The sequence below is a fragment of the Janthinobacterium sp. Mn2066 genome (assembly GCF_049319705.1).
Classification (GTDB): domain Bacteria; phylum Pseudomonadota; class Gammaproteobacteria; order Burkholderiales; family Burkholderiaceae_D; genus Janthinobacterium.
In genome coordinates, this window is sequence record NZ_JBMOUF010000005.1 from 235,200 (window position 1) to 248,576 (window position 13,377).

The 13,377-nt window shown below is 58.5% G+C and carries 11 protein-coding genes and 2 tRNA genes; 9 read left to right on the forward strand and 4 right to left on the reverse strand.

The annotated features are described in order from the left end of the window. Positions 1-3 precede the first annotated feature (3 nt). Positions 4-189, reverse strand: coding sequence for a hypothetical protein (locus ACL9RI_RS11595; RefSeq protein ID WP_422726725.1), 186 nt, complete (start codon positions 187-189; stop codon positions 4-6). A gap of 13 nt (positions 190-202) precedes the next feature. Next, positions 203-685, reverse strand: coding sequence for a hypothetical protein (locus tag ACL9RI_RS11600; protein ID WP_422726726.1), 483 nt, complete (start codon positions 683-685; stop codon positions 203-205). Positions 686-818: 133 nt separating this feature from the next. Between ACL9RI_RS11600 and tig the strand changes: the two genes are divergently transcribed. The 8 genes from tig to ACL9RI_RS11640 all read left to right on the forward strand — a co-directional run bounded on the left by tig (position 819) and on the right by ACL9RI_RS11640 (position 10,164). Continuing rightward, entirely contained in the window at positions 819-2,159 is a 1,341-nt protein-coding gene (gene tig / locus ACL9RI_RS11605; protein ID WP_422726727.1) for a trigger factor, read from the forward strand. Positions 2,160-2,242: 83 nt separating this feature from the next. Next, complete coding sequence (gene clpP / locus ACL9RI_RS11610) at positions 2,243-2,860, forward strand: ATP-dependent Clp endopeptidase proteolytic subunit ClpP (protein ID WP_373629889.1); 618 nt, start codon at positions 2,243-2,245, stop codon at positions 2,858-2,860. A gap of 191 nt (positions 2,861-3,051) precedes the next feature. Further along, positions 3,052-4,323 (forward strand): ATP-dependent Clp protease ATP-binding subunit ClpX, encoded by a 1,272-nt coding sequence (clpX, locus tag ACL9RI_RS11615; protein WP_183744111.1) that lies wholly within the window; start codon positions 3,052-3,054, stop codon positions 4,321-4,323. A 311-nt stretch (positions 4,324-4,634) separates the two neighbouring features. Next, positions 4,635-7,046 carry an endopeptidase La gene (lon, locus tag ACL9RI_RS11620; protein ID WP_183678980.1) on the forward strand — a complete coding sequence of 804 codons (2,412 nt, stop codon included), beginning with the start codon at positions 4,635-4,637 and terminating at the stop codon, positions 7,044-7,046. A 203-nt stretch (positions 7,047-7,249) separates the two neighbouring features. Next, positions 7,250-7,522, forward strand: coding sequence for an HU family DNA-binding protein (locus tag ACL9RI_RS11625; protein WP_010398442.1), 273 nt, complete (start codon positions 7,250-7,252; stop codon positions 7,520-7,522). Positions 7,523-7,650: 128 nt separating this feature from the next. Next, positions 7,651-7,727, forward strand: a tRNA-Asp gene (locus tag ACL9RI_RS11630). Between the two features lie 16 nt (positions 7,728-7,743). Further along, positions 7,744-7,820, forward strand: a tRNA-Asp gene (locus ACL9RI_RS11635). Positions 7,821-8,241: 421 nt separating this feature from the next. Beyond that, positions 8,242-10,164: a SurA N-terminal domain-containing protein gene (locus ACL9RI_RS11640; RefSeq protein ID WP_422726728.1), complete on the forward strand. Its 1,923-nt coding sequence runs from the start codon at positions 8,242-8,244 to the stop codon at positions 10,162-10,164. A 139-nt stretch (positions 10,165-10,303) separates the two neighbouring features. Here the strand turns inward: ACL9RI_RS11640 and ACL9RI_RS11645 are convergent, their stop codons facing one another. Beyond that, positions 10,304-10,879, reverse strand: a complete 576-nt coding sequence (locus ACL9RI_RS11645; protein ID WP_422726729.1) for an arylesterase — start codon at positions 10,877-10,879, stop codon at positions 10,304-10,306. Positions 10,880-11,021: 142 nt separating this feature from the next. Here ACL9RI_RS11645 and ACL9RI_RS11650 point away from each other — a divergent pair, with 142 nt between their 5' ends. Beyond that, positions 11,022-11,774, forward strand: coding sequence for an ABC transporter ATP-binding protein (locus ACL9RI_RS11650; RefSeq protein WP_422726730.1), 753 nt, complete (start codon positions 11,022-11,024; stop codon positions 11,772-11,774). On the opposite strand, the gene ACL9RI_RS11655 is transcribed toward ACL9RI_RS11650, so the two are convergent. After that, the gene (locus tag ACL9RI_RS11655) at positions 11,771-13,312 is read right to left on the reverse strand and encodes an NAD(P)H-hydrate dehydratase (RefSeq protein ID WP_422726731.1); all 1,542 of its coding nucleotides are present in this window, start codon (positions 13,310-13,312) and stop codon (positions 11,771-11,773) included. The two genes, ACL9RI_RS11650 and ACL9RI_RS11655, sit on opposite strands and share 4 nt — an antisense overlap. Between the last annotated feature and the right edge of the window lie 65 nt (positions 13,313-13,377).

Consider the following 13,377-nt stretch of genomic DNA (forward strand, 5'->3'; position numbering starts at 1 on the left):
TGCTTATTCGATCGTCGGATGGTCGTGGTCGTGATGGCCGCCGCCAGCCGCAAGTGCCTCCGTTTCATCGACCTCGGTCTGGATTTTCTCCAGGTCGTCGTCGGAAACGCCGTCCAGCAAGCGCCCCAGCACCATATGCAGCTTGGCTTTGGCATTGTTGGTATGGATGTCGGAATGAATGTTTGCCATGATGTACCCTCCTTTAAATACGGTTGGAGGGGTGTATCTGGCGTAGGTTTGGATGAAAAATGGCTGAATTGAGGTAAATCAAAGGTTTTTTCACTGAAAACTTCGCTATGGCAGCATTTCTTTGTTTGGGACGCGGCGGCAGATCGCATATACTAATAGACGAAGCAGGCTGGAAGGCCTGTTTCTGGCGCAACAAAGAATGCAGGAAAAAGTGATGAGCCAGCGTCAAGGCCGGGTCATCGCCCGCTGTGACGCCCGGTTCAAGCCAGTGCAAGCCAGTGCGCGAGCGCTGGCAGCGTCTGTGGCGGGGCCCAAAGCCAGCCACTTTTCCGAAGTCCTTTGTTATAATGCCACGCTTTACCGAATGATGCTCAGCCCTGCGATTTACCCTGAAAGCAAGGCTGAACGCTCGGAGCCCTGTTGCAGTATTGAAGTCAGCGGATTGTTTGGTGCCTGGCGGGCGCTTTGCCCAGGCCGGGTAGACCAGGTCCAGCATCCTGTCTTCAGTGCGTTACAGATGAATATGCGAGCGAGTGAAGCTGGACCCGTGTCTTGTGCCAGTGATGGCGCAAGGGGTCGGGTCTTCTTTTCTCGCACCAACATGATTATTTTTTTGGACGATTTTTTACATGGCAACTGCAGTCGAAACCCTGGGCAAACTCGAACGTCGTATCACGATCTCCTTCCCGCTGACGGACGTCCGCACGGAAGTTGAGAAGCGCCTGAAAGTGCAAGCCCGTACGGCTAAGGCACCTGGCTTCCGTCCGGGTAAAGTGCCGTTGAAAATGGTCGCAGCACAATACGGCTACCAAATCGAATCCGAAGTGCTGAATGACAAAGTCGGCCGCGCATTCAACGACGCCGCCAACGAAAACAACCTGCGCGTCGCCGGTTTCCCTAACATCGTGCCGAAAGAAGAAGCAGCCGAAGGCCAGCTGGCATTCGACGCTACCTTCGAAGTGTACCCAGAAGTTGCCATCGGCGACCTGACCACCGTTGAACTGGAAACCGTGCAAGCGGAAGTGTCGGAAGCTGAAATCGACAAAACCATCGACATCCTGCGCAAACAGCGCGTGCACTTCCACACCAAAGGCGAAGCTGGCGAACACGGCGACGGCGGCGAGGCAGTTGCCGCCAACGGCGACCGCGTGACCGTGGACTTCGTCGGTTCGATCGACGGCGTTGAATTCCCAGGCGGCAAAGCTGACGGCTATGCTTTCGTGTTGGGCGAAGGCCGCATGCTGCCAGAATTCGAAGCAGCAACCGTCGGCCTGAAAGTGGGCGAAGCTAAGACTTTCCCACTGGCATTCCCAGAAGACTACCATGGCAAGGACGTGGCCGGTAAAACCGCCTCGTTCACCATCACCCTGCAAAAACTGGAATGGGCGCACCTGCCGGAAGTCGATGCCGAATTCGCCAAATCCCTGGGCGTTGCCGATGGCGACCTGGCCAAAATGCGCGAAGACATCAAAGTCAACCTGCAACGCGAAGTTGCTGGCCGCGTGAAAGCACGCAACAAGGAAGCCGTCATGGACGCGCTGATCAAAGTTGCTGAGCTGGAAGTGCCAAAAACCCTGATCGCTCAGGATTCCGAGCGCCTGGCTGAAATGACCCGTCAAGACATGGCGCAGCGCGGCATGAACGTCAAGGACGTGCCTTTCCCAGCTGAACTGTTCGCAGAAAAAGCCGAGCGTCGCGTACGCCTGGGCCTGATCCTGTCGCAACTGGTGGGTGACAACAACCTGCAAGCAACGCCAGAACAGGTCAAGGCACAAATCGAAGATTTCGCCCAAAGCTACGAAGACCCACGCGAAGTGCTGAAGTACTACTACAGCGACCGTCGCCGCCTGGGTGAGATCGAAGCCCTTGTATTGGAAGAAAACGTCGTCACTTACGTGTTGGGCCTGTCGAAAGTAACGTCGAAAGCAGTTGCTTTTGACGAATTGATGGGAAGCAACGCACAAGCGTAAACCAGTTGGTCTCCGGATACTGTCCCGCCGCAAGGCAGGGGCCGTATCCGCTAACTGCTTCACAAGGAAATGAAATGACAGGTATGAACCGTAATCCGGCGCTGGACACAGAGATGCTCGGCCTGGTGCCGATGGTGGTGGAACAAAGCGGTCGCGGCGAGCGCTCGTATGATATTTACTCGCGCCTGCTCAAGGAACGCTTGATTTTCATGGTTGGCCCGGTCAATGACCAGATGGCCAACCTGGTGGTCGCCCAGCTGCTGTTCCTGGAAAGCGAAAATCCGGAAAAGGAAATCTCGCTCTACATCAACTCGCCAGGTGGTTCGGTTTCGGCCGGCATGGCCATCTACGACACGATGCAGTTCATCAAGCCGGACGTCTCGACCCTGTGCACGGGCATGGCCGCCTCGATGGGCGCTTTCCTGCTGGCCGCTGGCGCCAAGGGCAAGCGTTTCTCGCTGCCTAACTCGCGCATCATGATTCACCAGCCCTCCGGTGGTTCGCAAGGCATGGCCTCGGACATCGAAATCCAGGCCAGGGAAATCCTGTACTTGCGCACCCGCTTGAACGGCATCATGGCCGAGCGCACGGGCCAGTCGATCGAACAGATCGCCAAGGACACCGACCGCGACCGTTTCATGTCCGCCGACGAGGCTGTCGAGTATGGCCTGATCGACAAAGTGTTGACCAGCCGCGCTTGATGTGCCCCTACCGGTATTGCTAAGTACGTAAGTAAACGCCCGGGCGCTCAAACGTTCGGGCGTTTCGCTTTTATTTCGGGTAGCATGGAGCTTGTGCAAGTTGCATGCACCATGGCGACTGCCCTTGCGGGCGGTGCGACCCGGTCAGCGATTTTGCAATATTGTTAATGCAGTTCCAACCATAATGCCTTATGTCAGACAAAAAATCCTCTAGCGGCGAAAAATTACTGTATTGCTCGTTCTGCGGCAAAAGCCAGCACGAGGTGAAAAAACTCATCGCCGGCCCGTCCGTGTTCATTTGCGATGAGTGCATCGACCTGTGCAACGACATCATCCGCGATGAAACGTCGAGCATCGAGACGGTGACCGGCGGCACCAAGTCCGATCTGCCGACGCCGCAAGAAATTGCCGCCTTGCTGGATCAGTACGTGATCGGCCAACAGACTGCCAAGCGCATCCTGTCGGTGGCCGTGTACAACCATTACAAACGCCTCAAGCACCTGGGCAAGAAAGACGACATCGAACTGGCGAAGAGCAACATCTTGCTGGTCGGTCCTACCGGCTCGGGCAAGACCCTGCTGGCCCAGACCCTGGCGCGCATGCTCAACGTGCCGTTCGTGATCGCCGACGCGACTACCCTGACCGAAGCCGGTTACGTGGGTGAGGACGTGGAAAACATCATTCAGAAGTTGCTGCAAAGCTGCAACTACGATGTGGAAAAAGCCCAGCGCGGCATCGTCTACATCGATGAAATCGACAAGATTTCGCGCAAGTCCGACAATCCGTCGATCACGCGCGACGTGTCCGGCGAAGGCGTGCAGCAAGCCTTGCTGAAGCTAATCGAAGGCACCATGGCGTCGGTACCGCCACAAGGCGGCCGCAAGCATCCTAACCAGGATTTCGTGCAGATCGACACCACCAACATCATGTTCATCTGCGGCGGCGCCTTCGACGGCCTGTCCAAGGTGATCGCCAACCGTTCCGAAAAGAGCGGCATCGGTTTCTCGGCCAACGTGCGCAGCAAATCGCAGCGTTCCTCGAGCGAGCTGCTGCTGGATGCGGAACCGGAAGACCTGGTCAAGTTCGGCCTGATTCCGGAACTGGTCGGCCGCCTGCCGGTGATCGCCACCCTGGCGGAATTGACGGAAGAGGCGCTGATCCAGATCCTGGTCGAGCCGAAGAATGCGCTGATCAAGCAGTATTCGAAGCTGCTGGACATGGAAGGCGCGGAACTGGAGATTCGTCCGGCTGCGCTGCATGCGATCGCCAAGAAAGCCCTGGCGCGCAAGACGGGCGCACGTGGCCTGCGTTCCATCCTGGAACACGCTTTGCTGGACGTCATGTACGAATTGCCGAGCGAACAAAATGTGGTGAAAGTCGTGATTGACGAAAATACCATCACCAGCGGCGCCAAACCTTTGTTGATTTATCAAGAGACTGCCAAGGCCTCCGGAGAAAATTGAGTGTTGCCGCACTAAATGCGTAAAAAGGATTTTGATTCCTTAAAGCATGGCAGTACAATTTAAATCAATCAGTGCAGGCTTCAATCGAAAAGCCACTCGCCGCATTTCGCTGCGTGTGGCTTTTTTATTACAAAGTCTGACCCTGAGAGTCATGCGGGTGTGTTTCTTGTGAAAAGAGCTTGATAAGCGGGCTTGATGCCCGAGCTTGATAATCAAGCTTGATCTTTTTTCACGGAATTATTTATTCTCGCCGGTCTTGTGTTTTGGCAGCGAGCGCCAACATCGTAAACACGCTTTCTATAAGGTACGCCATGACAACTTCCAAATTAACTGAGCAAACTCAACTGCCGTTATTGCCGTTGCGGGATGTCGTCGTTTTCCCGCATATGGTGATACCGCTGTTCGTTGGCCGTCCAAAGTCGATCAAGGCGCTTGAAGCTGCGATGGAGCAGGGCAAGAGCATCATGCTTGCCGCTCAAAAAGCAGCCGCGAAGGACGAACCATCGCCTTCGGATATCTATGAAATTGGCTGCGTCGCCAATATTCTGCAAATGCTGAAGCTGCCCGATGGCACCGTCAAGGTGCTGGTCGAAGGCGCCCAGCGTGCCCGTATCAACCACATCAGCGATGCGCCTACGCATTTTATCGCCGACCTGACGCCGCTCGAATCCGAGCCGGGCGACGAGTCGGAAGTCGAAGCGATGCGCCGCGCGATCGTGCAGCAGTTCGACCAGTACGTCAAACTGAACAAAAAAATCCCGCCCGAGATCCTGGCGTCGTTGTCCGGTATCGATGATGCCGGCCGCCTGGCCGACACGGTGGCGGCCCATTTGCCGCTGAAGCTTGAGCAAAAACAAGTCATCCTGGAAATTTTCAGCGTGGCCAAGCGCCTCGAACACCTGCTGGGCCAGCTCGAAGGCGAGCTCGACATCCTGCAAGTGGAAAAACGCATCCGTGGCCGTGTCAAGCGCCAGATGGAAAAATCGCAGCGCGAGTACTACCTGAACGAGCAAGTCAAGGCGATCCAGAAAGAACTGGGCGAGGGCGAAGATGGCGCCGACCTCGACGAGCTGGAGAAAAAAGTCGCTTCGGCCAAGATGCCGAAGGAAGCGCTCGACAAAGCCACCAACGAGTTGAAAAAGCTCAAGCTGATGTCGCCGATGTCGGCCGAAGCGACGGTGGTGCGCAACTATATCGACACCCTGGTCAACTTGCCTTGGAAAAAGAAATCCAAGGTCAATAACGATCTGTCGAATGCCGAAAAAGTGCTCGAAGGCGACCACTACGGCCTCGACAAGGTCAAGGAACGCATCCTGGAATACCTCGCGGTGCAACAGCGCGTCGACAAGCTGAAAGCGCCTATCCTGTGCTTCGTCGGTCCGCCAGGCGTGGGCAAGACGTCGCTGGGGCAGTCGATCGCCCGCGCCACCAACCGCAAGTTCGTGCGCATGGCCTTGGGCGGCGTGCGCGACGAAGCCGAGATCCGCGGCCATCGTCGTACCTACATCGGCTCGATGCCGGGCAAGATCCTGCAATCGCTGTCGAAAGTCGGCGTGCGCAATCCTCTGTTCCTGCTCGATGAAGTCGACAAGATGGGCGCCGATTTCCGTGGCGACCCTTCGTCGGCGCTGCTGGAAGTGCTTGACCCGGAACAGAACCACACGTTCTCCGACCATTACATCGAAGTCGATTTCGACTTGTCGGACGTGATGTTCGTGGCGACCTCGAACTCGTACAATATTCCGCCAGCCTTGCTCGACCGCATGGAAGTGATCCGTCTGTCCGGTTACACGGAAGACGAGAAAACCAGCATCGCGCAACGTTATCTGTTGCCGAAACAGATCAAGAACAATGGTCTGAAGGAAGAGGAAATTTCGGTGGCCGAATCGGCGCTGCGCGACATCATCCGCTACTACACGCGGGAAGCCGGCGTGCGCTCGCTGGAACGTGAAGTGTCGAAAATCTGCCGCAAGGTGGTCAAGATGCTGCTGCTGAAAAAGTCCGACAAAAAAGTCATCGTCAACTCGAAGAACCTGGATAAATTCCTCGGTGTGCGCCGCTATGATTTCGGTGTCGCCGAGAAGGAAAACCAGGTGGGTCAAGTGGTCGGCCTGGCCTGGACCGAAGTGGGCGGCGACTTGCTGACCATCGAAGCCGTGTCGATGCCGGGCAAGGGCGGCGTGATCCGCACCGGCACCCTGGGCGACGTGATGAAGGAATCGATCGAAGCGGCCCGCACCGTGGTGCGCAGCCGGGCCCAGCGCCTGGGCATCAAGGCCGACGTGTTCGAGAAGAGCGATATCCACATCCACGTGCCGGAAGGCGCGACACCGAAGGACGGTCCTTCGGCAGGTGCGGCCATGACGGTGGCGATGGTGTCGGTCTTCACGGGCATCCCCGTGCGCGCCGATGTGGCGATGACGGGCGAGATCACCTTGCGCGGCGAAGTGTTGCCGATCGGTGGCTTGAAAGAGAAGCTGCTGGCGGCCCACCGCGGCGGTATCAAGACGGTGCTGATTCCAGAGCAAAACGTGAAAGACCTGGCCGATATTCCGGACAACGTCAAGAACAAGCTCGAGATCGTGCCGGTGCGCTGGATCGATAAAGTGCTGGAAATTGCCCTGGAACGCTTGCCTGAACCGCTGGCGGAAGTCGCTGCCGTGGAAGCGGTGACGGCGGCTGCCGCCAAGCCGGATGCTGCGGGTGAGGTGGTAAAACACTAACGTTTTACCGTTGTTTTCCCCAAACAAGCGCTTTTAGAGCGCTTGTTTTATATTGAAACGTGAATTGCGCCCCCAAAGCGCTTGACACATATACAGTGTGGCTTGTTTAATACGGCTGCACATTTTTTTCGCCGGATAGCTGTGGTGCCAAAAGTGCCGCAAGGATACGGTAACGTTTTATACCTTTGTAATTGGGGATGCTAGTGAACAAGACTGAATTGATCGACCACATTGCTGAAAAAGCTGACATTTCCAAAGCCGCCGCTGCGCGCGCACTCGACGCTGTTATCGGCGGCGTAACGGAAACTTTGAAAAACAACGACAGCGTCACGCTGGTTGGTTTCGGTACCTTCTCGGTAAGCGAACGTGCAGAACGCACCGGCCGCAATCCACGCACCAAGGAAGCGATCACCATCGAAGCTGCAAAAGTTCCGAAATTTAAAGCTGGTAAAGCTTTGAAGGATGCAGTAAACTAACGGACTTCGGCGAGGTGACAATCGCCGAAAACATTTGGCAGCATCTTCGGGTGCTGCAAATTCAGGGTTGTTAATTGCGTTGCAGTGAATCGCCTTGAATACAAATGCAGTAGCAAGTGTATTTTTACGGAGTGGTAGTTCAGTTGGTTAGAATGCCGGCCTGTCACGTCGGAGGTCGCGGGTTCGAGTCCCGTCCGCTCCGCCAAAAAATACGCTCTTTAGGAGTGGTAGTTCAGTTGGTTAGAATACCGGCCTGTCACGTCGGGGGTCGCGGGTTCGAGTCCCGTCCGCTCCGCCAGAATATGAAAACCCGCCTGACTGTAAAGTCAGGCGGGTTTTTTGTTTTATCCCGCCGATTATGTTTTATGTTTGCCTTTTAAATATTTTGCACAGTGTTTTGAATAAAGAACCGGCAAGTTTTTAAATCGCCTTTAAGTTTGTCCATATTCAATGGCAGTTGTCGCCAGGCCTGTTGCGGCAGCCTCGGCTGCGTTCCCGGGCAGGGCGCACGGCCTGATTTACCCTTGCTATAGCGCTATGGGCATTGTAGAATCAGGAGGTAATGGCTTGGGCGTCAGAATCCTGCTTTAGTTCCAGCGCCAAGTTGTTGAATTTAAAGGGGAAGTGGACATCTGTCCCGTCCATTCCGCCGAAGAAATCAAGGCGAACGCATGTTCGCCTTTTTTTATAGTGATCCACTCATCCCGAATTGGCTGACCATGTTTGAATTTATTCGTACCCATCGACGCTTGATGCAGTTTCTCCTGATGCTGATCATCGTCCCGTCTTTCGCACTGGTCGGTATCAGTGGCTACCAAAGCTTCGGCGACGGCGCGAACACCATCGCCAAGGTCGGCGACCAGGTCATCACGCAGCAGCAATATGAAGAAGCGCAACGCCAGCAGATCGACCGCTACCGCCAGATGATGGGCGAGCAGTTTGACCAGAAGATGTTCGACACGCCGGAAGCGCGCAAGAGCATCCTCGACAACCTGATCGCCGAGCGCGCCGTGGCCGCTGAAGTTGGCCGCAGCCACCTGGTCATCAGCGATGCCGTGCTGCAAAAGGAAGTGCTGGAAATCCCAGGCTTGACCTTGCCGGACGGTACATTCGACCTGGAGCGCTACAAGCAGATGCTGGCCGCCCAAGGCATGACGCCGCAACAGTACGATGCGCGCCGCCGCAGCGATCTGGCCCTGCAGCAACTGGCTGGCGCCGTGCAAGGCAGCGCCTTCGTGCCGAACGCCGTCAGCAAGCGCCTGTCGGACATCACCTCGCAAGAGCGTGAAGTGCAGGAGCTGCTGTTGCCAATCGCCCAGTACGTGTCGCAAGTCAAGGTGACGGACGAGATGGTCAAGGCTTTCTACGACAAGAACGGCAAGCAGTTTGAAATCCCGGCCCACGCGAAGATCGAATACGCCGTGCTCGACGCCGCTTCCGTCAGCGATCAGGTCGAGGTCAGCGATGCCGATGTGTCCAGCTATTACGCGAAAAACCAGAAGGCCTACACCACGCCGGAAGAGCGTCGCGCCAGCCACATCCTGATCACCGTGAAGAAAGACGCCAGCGCCGCCGACAAGGCAGCCGCCAAGGCCAAGGCTGAGGCCATCCTGGCCGAAGTGCGCAAGACGCCCGCCGAGTTTGCGGCTATTGCCAAAGCCAAATCGCAAGATCCAGCTTCGGCTGAACAGGGCGGTGACCTGGGCGTGGTCGGTAAAGATGGTTTGCCGAAACCGCTGCAGGACGCAGTCATCAAGCTCAAGCAAGGCGAGATCAGCGATGTGGTGGCGTCGGACTATGGCTACCATATCCTGACCGTGACCTCGGACAAGCCTGAGCACGTGCAAACGCTGGACGAAGTCAAGGGCCAGATCACCGCTGATCTGCGCAAGCAGTTTGCTGCGAAGAAATTCTCGGAACTGGCTGAACAGTTCACCGACCTGGTGTACAGCCAGTCGGACAGCCTGAAGCCAGTGGCCGACAAGCTGAAGCTGAAAGTGGAAACCGTTGCCAGCGTTGGCATGACGCCATCGCCGGCACTGGGCGCAGCGCCGTACAACAATGCGAAATTCCTGAAGGCCTTGTTCTCGAACGATTCGCTGAAAGACAAGCGCAATACGGAAGCCGTGGAAGTGGCGCCAAATACCCTGGTATCGGGCCGTATCGTCGAGTTCCAGGCTGCCGCCAAGCGTCCGCTGGCTGAAGTCGACGCGATGATCCGTCAGCGCGTCACCATGGAAGAAGCGGAAAAACTGGCGAAGAAAGACGGCGAGACCAAACTGGCCGCCCTGAAAACCTCGGGTGATGCGACCGGTTTCGGCGCCGCGCAATGGGTATCGCGCAGCAAGCTGGACGGCATCAACCGCGCAGCCATCGCGCAAGTGATGAAGGCCGACACCAGCAAGCTGCCAGCCTACGTGGGTGTGGATTTGCCAGCCATGGGCTACGGCATCTACCGCATCGGCAAGGTGCAGCAGCCAGCCGAAGCCGATGAAGCGCGCCGCCAGCAAGAGAAAGACCAGATCGGCAACATCCTGTCGCAACAGGAAATGTTTGATTACGTCGAATACCTGAAAACCAAGGCCAAGGTCAAGATCGTGAAACCGATCGCCATCCCAGCCCAGGCCCCGGAAGCACCGTAATCAATAGTTTCCCGCCATGAAAATAGCCGCTCTCGAGCGGCTATTTTTTTTGTTTGCATGGTTGTTACGCTGGCAAACTGTGTTTACCCAGGGATGTAGAGTTGCGGTCAGGCCCTGGATACTGGTTCGGGGTAAAAGTCTATTTCGCCTTCAACAACGGCGCCAGCTGCGGCCAGATATTGTTGAGGATGGTAGGGTGGGCGATGGCGGTCGGGTGCATGCGGTCTGCCTGGAAGAATTGGGGCTGGTCGGGCACGCCGGCGAACATGAAGGGCACCAGCGGCGCTTTCCATTCCTTGCCCAGCCTGGCATACAGGGCAGAGAATTTATCGGCATAGTCGCGGCCATAGTTGGGCGGCATGCGCATGCCGACCAGCACTACCTGCGCACCGGCTTGTTTTACTGCCTCGCCCATGGCGCGCAAATTCGCTTCGGCGGCGGCCACGGGCAAGCCGCGCAAGCCGTCGTTGGCGCCCAGTTCGATCAGCACCACGTCCGGGTGATGCCTGGCCAGCAGTGCAGGCAGGCGCGCGCGGCCGCCGCTGGTGGTTTCGCCGCTGATGCTGGCGTTGACGACTTGCGTGGTATTGTTTTGCGTTTTCAGGCGCTGTTCCAGCAGGGCTACCCAGCCCGTGCCACGCGCCAGGCCATACTCGGCCGACAGGCTATCGCCGAGCACCAGCAGCGTTTTTGGTGCAGAATAGGCGTTGGCCATGCCTGCTGCCATCAGCAGGGCTGCCGCAGGAAGCAAGGACAGGGTGCGTCGCCGCGTGCGGCTGACTGTTTCACCACTGATTTTTTCAGCCTCTGTTTTTTGAGCGCTTATTTGTTCACGAATTTTTTTAAGATAGATCAGCATGCCCGAATTCCCTAAAGCGACTTCCACCAATTTTCTTCCCGACGCCGCGTCAGCCCACAAGGCGACGCCCACGACGGGCCAAAGCGGCCAGTTAGCGATTGAAGTGCGCAACCTGGCCAAGCGCGTACCCGATGCCGATGGCGAGCTGACCATCCTGCATCACGTTGATTTTACCGTGCAAACGGCCGAGACGCTGGCCATCGTCGGCGCTTCCGGTTCCGGCAAATCAACCTTGCTCGGCTTGCTGGCCGGCCTGGACACGCCCACCGAAGGCAAGGTCATCCTCGATGGCACCGACATCTTCGCACTCGATGAAGATGGCCGCGCCGGCTTTCGCAAGGAAAAGCTGGGTTTCGTGTTCCAGTCCTTCCAGTTGCTGACCCATCTGACGGCGCTGGAAAACGTCATGCTGCCGCTGGAATTGCGCGGCGATCCCGATGCCAGGGAAAAGGCGCAAGCGATGCTGGGCCGGGTCAACCTGGGCAGCCGTTTAAAGCATTATCCGAAATACCTGTCCGGCGGCGAGCAGCAGCGCGTGGCCCTGGCGCGCGCCTTTGTTACCGAACCGCCGCTGCTGTTCGCCGATGAACCTACCGGCAGCCTGGACGCGGCCACCGGCGAGGCCGTGATCCAGCTGATGTTTGAGCTGAACCGCGAACGGGGTTCGACCCTGGTGCTGGTCACGCACGACACTTCGATCGCGGCCCGCTGCGGACGGACGATCACCATTGCAGCGGGCCGTTTGGTCTAGGCCGCCAAGCCATTAATCAGCTTGCGGATCGCCGGTATCAATTCACCGGCGGTCAAGCCGATAGGCCCGCTGCCGGCGGCCACCAGCGCGTCGGCAGCGGCGCCGTGCAGCCAGACGGCGCCGATGGCCGCTTCCCATTCGGGCCAGCCTTGCGCCAGCAGGCTGCCGCACAGGCCCGACAATACATCGCCCGTGCCAGCCGTGGCCAGGGCCGGGCCGCCCGTGGTGTTGATCACCACCTTGCCATCCTGGCTGGCCACTACCGTGCCTGCGCCTTTCAAGACGACGATCACGCCCAGCTGGGCGGCCAGCTGGCGCGCGGCTGCCAGGCGGTCGTTTTGTACCTGGGCCACCGTCATGTCGAGCAAACGGGCCGCTTCCAGCGGATGCGGCGTCAAGATGGTGGCGCCGGCCCGCGTGGCCAGCGCCGATTGCAGTTCCGGTTCGGCCGTCATCAGGTTCAATGCATCGGCGTCCAGCAGCAAGGGGCTGTCGCTGTCGATGGCCCGCTGCAGCAGTTCCACCGCATCGAGGCTGTCGCCCAGGCCGGGGCCGGCCACCAGCGCCGAGTAATTAAAACCCGAAAAATCGAGGTCTGCCGCCGGCCGGCACATCAGCTCGGGCTGGCCGCTGTCGTAGGTGGGCGGCGTGCCGGTGAACGCCACGTAGACCCTGCCTGCGCCGGCGTGCAGCGCCGTGCGGGCCGACAGGATGGGCGCGCCCGCCATGCCCGGCGCGCCGCCGATCACGGCCAGGTTGCCAAAGCTGCCCTTGTGCGTATTCTGGCGGCGCGGCTGCAGCTGCTTGTGGAACAGCTGCAAGTCATTCAACTGTGCTTTGGCTGGCGGCAGCAGCGCCGGATCGATCGCCAGCGCGGCTATCTCCACGCTGCCCGCATGATCGAGACCATCGGCCGTGTGCAAGCCCGGCTTGTCGCCGATGAAGGTGATGGTGTGGCTGGCGCGGATGGCCACGCCATCGATGGCGCCCGTGTCCGCATGCAGGCCGCTGGGCACGTCGAGCGCCAGTACCGGGCAATCGAGCTGGTTGACCAGTTGCGCCACGTCGCGGCAGGCGTCGTTCAGGGGCCGGGAAGCGCCGATGCCGAACAGGCCATCGATCACCAGGTTCCACGGCGCCGCACCGACCGCCACCGAGGCCATGCCGGTGTCGGCGCTGAGGAAGCGCGCCGCGCTGTTGCGGGCGCGGGCCAGCGCCTGTTCGCGTTCAGGCGAGGTGGCTTGCGCCTCGGGCGCCGTCCATACCAGCACTTCGATACCGCTGCCGGCCAGGTGGGCCGCCACCTCGAAAGCGTCGCCGCCATTGTTGCCCGGGCCGGCCAGCACCAGCACGCGCCGGTGACCGGCGCCATCGCCTGGTGCCTGATTGAGCAGTTTCAGGGCGGCGGTGGCCGCCGCCTGGCCGGCGCGCTGCATCAATGCGCCTTCGGGCAGGGTGGCAGCGGCCGCCAGTTCGATGGCGCGGATGTCGGCGATGGAGTACAGGGGGGCGGTGGTGTCGGTCGCAGGTAAAGTCATGGCGTCTCCCATTGGTCAGTATCCATTCAACATAAGGTCTATCCATATGAATGGCAAGGGCGCAC

What these genes read in the sequence shown, in the direction of transcription:
- ACL9RI_RS11595 (WP_422726725.1), bottom strand. Translation starts at nt 189, where the DNA reads ATGGCAAACATTCATTCCGACATCCATACCAACAATGCCAAAGCCAAG.
- ACL9RI_RS11600 (WP_422726726.1), bottom strand. Translation starts at nt 685, where the DNA reads ATGCTGGACCTGGTCTACCCGGCCTGGGCAAAGCGCCCGCCAGGCACC.
- tig (WP_422726727.1), top strand. Translation starts at nt 819, where the DNA reads ATGGCAACTGCAGTCGAAACCCTGGGCAAACTCGAACGTCGTATCACG.
- clpP (WP_373629889.1), top strand. Translation starts at nt 2,243, where the DNA reads ATGAACCGTAATCCGGCGCTGGACACAGAGATGCTCGGCCTGGTGCCG.
- clpX (WP_183744111.1), top strand. Translation starts at nt 3,052, where the DNA reads ATGTCAGACAAAAAATCCTCTAGCGGCGAAAAATTACTGTATTGCTCG.
- lon (WP_183678980.1), top strand. Translation starts at nt 4,635, where the DNA reads ATGACAACTTCCAAATTAACTGAGCAAACTCAACTGCCGTTATTGCCG.
- ACL9RI_RS11640 (WP_422726728.1), top strand. Translation starts at nt 8,242, where the DNA reads ATGTTTGAATTTATTCGTACCCATCGACGCTTGATGCAGTTTCTCCTG.
- ACL9RI_RS11645 (WP_422726729.1), bottom strand. Translation starts at nt 10,879, where the DNA reads ATGGCCAACGCCTATTCTGCACCAAAAACGCTGCTGGTGCTCGGCGAT.
- ACL9RI_RS11650 (WP_422726730.1), top strand. Translation starts at nt 11,022, where the DNA reads ATGCCCGAATTCCCTAAAGCGACTTCCACCAATTTTCTTCCCGACGCC.
- ACL9RI_RS11655 (WP_422726731.1), bottom strand. Translation starts at nt 13,312, where the DNA reads ATGACTTTACCTGCGACCGACACCACCGCCCCCCTGTACTCCATCGCC.